Source organism: Actinomycetota bacterium (genome assembly GCA_005774595.1).
Lineage (GTDB): Bacteria > Actinomycetota > Coriobacteriia > Anaerosomatales > D1FN1-002 > D1FN1-002.
In genome coordinates this window covers 1-4,327 of record VAUM01000159.1, presented here as the reverse complement: position 1 = coordinate 4,327, position 4,327 = coordinate 1, and the positions used below count along the sequence as shown (strand labels likewise).

3 protein-coding genes are annotated in these 4,327 nt (G+C 69.2%); 2 read left to right on the top strand and 1 reads right to left on the bottom strand.

Going from position 1 to position 4,327, the window contains the following annotated elements; all coding sequences use genetic code 11:
* Positions 1-1,355 precede the first annotated feature (1,355 nt).
* Positions 1,356-3,332, top strand: a complete 1,977-nt coding sequence (locus FDZ70_06950; protein ID TLM75316.1) for a hypothetical protein — start codon at positions 1,356-1,358, stop codon at positions 3,330-3,332.
* Positions 3,333-3,639: 307 nt separating this feature from the next.
* On the opposite strand, the gene FDZ70_06945 is transcribed toward FDZ70_06950, so the two are convergent.
* Positions 3,640-3,828, bottom strand: coding sequence for a hypothetical protein (locus FDZ70_06945; protein ID TLM75315.1), 189 nt, complete (start codon positions 3,826-3,828; stop codon positions 3,640-3,642).
* On the opposite strand from FDZ70_06945, the gene FDZ70_06940 reads away from it, so the two are divergent.
* On the top strand, positions 3,716-4,327 hold a 612-nt coding region (locus FDZ70_06940; GenBank protein TLM75314.1), incomplete at its 3' end, for a hypothetical protein. The two genes, FDZ70_06945 and FDZ70_06940, sit on opposite strands and share 113 nt — an antisense overlap.

Genomic DNA, 4,327 nt, shown 5'->3' with positions numbered 1-4,327 from the left:
CCAGTGCGGTTCTCGGCGAGGAACCTTCCATCGGGCAGGAGTATGGTTCGTGCGCGGGCTCAGTAACGGACGCAGCCACCGGGGATCCCGTCCGCGGAGTCCAGGTCGAGTGCTTCCGATGGGACGAGATCGAGGGCTGGGTCGCGGAACCGGCGGCCGCCGGCTCGACGGTCCTCGGTGATTGGCGGGCCGACGGGCTTCCCGCCGGGTCGTACAAGTTGCGGTTCTTCGACCCTGCGCGCACTTATGCCTCAGCCTGGTACGGCGGAGTCGACATCGGAACGGCCAGTACGGTGACGGTCGCACCCACTCACGTGACGCATGGCGTCGACGTTGCGTTGGAGGAGGCGTCGGAGATCCACGGCACCATCACGTCGCCGGTATGGCCCAGCGGATGGGGCGGGGGCGTCCATCCGGTGTCCGGTGCAGCGGTCTACCCATACTCCCGGGACGACGAGACTGGGGAGTGGCGCCTCGCGGAGGCGGCGGTACGCTCGCTGTCCGACACGAGCGGTGCGTACTCCGTCACCGGCCTCGAGCCGGGCACGTACCGGTTGTTGGTCGTGCCAGAGTCTGACGCTCTCAACAACCAGTTCTACTCCGATCGTGTCTATGGCGGCCCCGCCGTCTACGCTGGCACTACGACCTCGACGGCCCTCGATTCCGGATGCGACGTGGTACTCGGGGCGGCAGAGGCCACGTCCGGTGTGGACGTCCAGCTGGCGGCTTCGACCTACATGTCCGGGACGGTGACCGGCCCCGGCGGCGTGGCGATGGCCGGTCACCAGGTCAGCATCCGGGACCTGTCAGGGCTCGGGATCATCGCGGTCACGGAGACTGACGTCGACGGCACGTGGAGCATGAGGGGCATGGACTGCGCGCAGGACTACCTCGTACGCTTCGATGACGGCTCCGACGTACTCGGATTCGCGTCCCAGCCGGGGGTCTTCTACACGACGGAATGGTATGCGGTGCCGATGAGCGTTCCCGATACGGCATCAGCGTGGTCCATTCCTCTCACGGAGTTCCAGCCTCGGGCGTTCGTCGACGGGCAGGTCGATGCCGCACCCGGCTGGGGGTCGGTCCAGGGTGTGGTGACCGACGCGCAGACGGGCGTCGGCCTTGAGGGTACCCGCATCGCGCTCGTCAGCGACGCGCCGAACTCATGGACGTTCACGCCCACGTCGACGGACGCCTCGGGGTCGTTCGTCTTCTCGCATGTCCCGAACGGCGGCTACCACGTGCTCGCGGACCGGGACGACGAGCCGGGACTCGCCATCGGGAAGGTCTACGGGGGCGCATCGAGCGCGACGTTGACCGTCTCGACGGCGGCAACCGCGAGCGTCGCCATCACGATGGCTCTCGATCCGACCGCGGAAGCCGACCCTGGCGTCACGCTCGGCGGTATCACCGGGATCGTTCGACTGGACGCCAGCGGACTTCCCACGGCGACCGTTCCGGTGACGTTCTACCGGCGGACGGGCGGCACCTGGGAATGCGCAGGTCAGGTGCGAACGAACAGCGCGGGCAGGTATGTGACCGGACTCCCCGCGGGTGACTACAGAATCCAGTTCGGTCCGGCGCTGCGTCTCTCGAGCGAGTTCCACGCCGACGTGACTTCGTCCGCGCTGGCCGCGACAGTGACCGTCTCGCCGGTGCCTGCCGCCTACCGCACGGTGGATGCGTCACTGACGACTGCGTCGACGATATCCGGCACGGTGCGCGGCGCGAGCGGTCAGCCAGTCGCCGGCGTCGAGGTGCGTGCGCTCGAATCAGATGCGTCGACCGGGGAATGGCGCACGGTTCGCCTCGGTTCGACCGACGCCTTCCCTGAGAGTGCTGTCGCGGTAGCGAGGACAGGCGCGGATGGTTCGTACGTCGTGGGGGGGCTGGAAGGCGGGCGGGCCTACCGCCTCAAGTTCGGCGCGCGGACTGACGAGGCGCTCCCGTTCGTCGCGTGTGGCACCCGGTACTGGAGCGCCGACGGGCTGGCGCAAGGAATCGATCAGGCGGACGACATCGTTGTCGGCCCCGATGTCTCAGGCAAGGATGCGACCGTCTCGCTGGGCTGCAACCTCGTCGGGAGTGCCGTCGACCCGGACGGCAAGCGTGTTGGTGGCGTGAGGGTCGATCTGTGGGAACACCGATCGGGGAACACGTGGGTGGTCGCGCGGAGCACCTATACGCAGGAGTCCGGGGACTTCTCGTTCGAGGAGGCGTTCTCCGCCGGTGACTACCGACTCGAGTTCAGCGACGAGTTCCGCGGCCTCTACGCGCCTCGATGGTACGCGTCCGCAGCGACGGCCGCCGATGCTGCGACCATCACGATCGCAGCATCAGAGACCGCAGCGGTGACGGTTGAGCTTCGCGCTGCGGACGCGAGTTTCGCGCAGATCGCAGGCGCCAACAGGTATGAGACTGCCGTCTCCGCCGCAAGAGAGGGCTTCCTTCCGCAGGGTGCGGACACCGTGATCGTCTCGACGGGGGCGAACTGGCCGGACGCGCTCGGCGGGTCGGCGCTGGCCGGTGCCTACGACGGGCCGATGCTGCTGGTCGGCCGCGACGAGCTGCCCCCTTCAGTCTCCGCGTGTATCGGTGATCTTGGGGCCACGCGCGCCATCATCGTCGGGGGCATCGGGGCGGTCGAACCGGATGTCGAGGCTGCACTCGCCGCCCAGCTGGGGGATGCGAACGTCTCGCGCATCGCGGGCGCGAATCGCTATGAGACGGCGAATCTCGTGGCCGCCGCGACGATCGCGAGGCTCGGCGCCGCGTACGACGGGACCGCGTTCGTGGCGACGGGCGGCAACTTCCCCGACGCGCTTGGCGCCTCACCGCTCGCAGCGTCGGCGAGCTGGCCGCTGTACCTCACAAGCTCGACCAACGGCATCGATGATGCGACACTCGCGCAGATGCAGGCCAGTGGCGTGAGCACTGTGCTCGTGCTCGGCGGCACGGGGGCGGTGCCCTCCTCGACGGAGGCGTCGCTCGTCGCGGTCTTCGGTGACGCGAACGTCAACCGGCTGGCCGGATCGAACCGCTACGAGACCGCGGCAATCATCGCGCAGTACGGCGTCGACCGCTGCTTCGGCCTCGGCTGGAACAACGTGGCGTTCGCCACGGGGACCAACTTCCCCGACGCACTCGCCGGCGGCGTGCTCCAAGGTATGAGCGGCTCAGTACTGCTGCTGACTGGCGCGAACTCTCTGGACCCGTCAGTCGCGACGGTTCTCGACGCGAACAGGGACACCATCGCCGAGGTGCGGTTCCTCGGCGGTACGGGTGCGGTCAGCAACACGGTGCGGACGCTCATCTATGCGCACCTGCACTGAGGCCGCGGGCGACTCCGCTGCGGCGCAGCGGGCGCGGCAGCAGGCGGCGGCGCTGGAGTAGGCGCGCGGCCGCGAGGCGCGGTGTCAGAATCCTTCGTCGGCGAAGTGCGGCGCGTCCGCGAACTGCTGCCACGGCCTCATAGGGACGCGATGCCAGCGTCCCAGGCCTTGACCCCGGCATGGTGGGCGAGGAGGGACTCGAACCCTCATGACCTTTCGGCCAGCGGTTTTTCTCCACCACCACGGCTTTCGCCGCCGGTCCCCGCAGGAACCGTTCGTGGCCCGGACCATCCCTTCGCCCACGGCACTACCCGTTGCGGGCGCGCCCCGTCTGGTCTCTACACCTTCCCCCGCGCTTGTCGGGGGCTTGGCTCGGGATAGGCATGCCGCGTACTGCGGTGCAGCTTTCCCCGAGTTTGAGGCGTTCTGCACCCGGGGTTTCCCCCGGGGCACTCAAGATCGCGTCTGAGACCGCCGCGTCTGCCTGTTCCGCCACTCGCCCATATGCCGGTTGTCAACGGCGCGCCCACGCGCGCCGCCACATTCTAGCGCAGCGTCTACGGTGGCCGGTGTTCGAGCCGCGGCCCGCGGGGGCATACACTCCCTCGCGACGCTGTGACGAAGTGGTCCTCACGACGGCGCGGGGCTTCGCCGGACCCGCCGTCGTGGGTGCGTGGCAGGGGCGTCCGGGACGGTACCGGGCGCCCCTCGCCTATACTCGCAGGCGGAAACGAGCGTCACGGAAGGCCGCCCGCATGTCCGAGAACGACCCGACATCCCGTCTCCCCGCCGCCGTTCGCGAGCATCTCGCGAACGTGGCGGACAACCTCCAGCTCGTGGCCGACATGGGCTACGGCGACGTGGCGCTGCTCGTGCCCACGCGGGCAGGCGGTCTCACCGTGCTCGCGGACGCGCGGCCGATGACCGCGCCGGCCGCTGGAGGCGCGTCCCGCGCGGGCGAGACGCTCGATGCGGCGGACGAGCCAGAGGCGGCC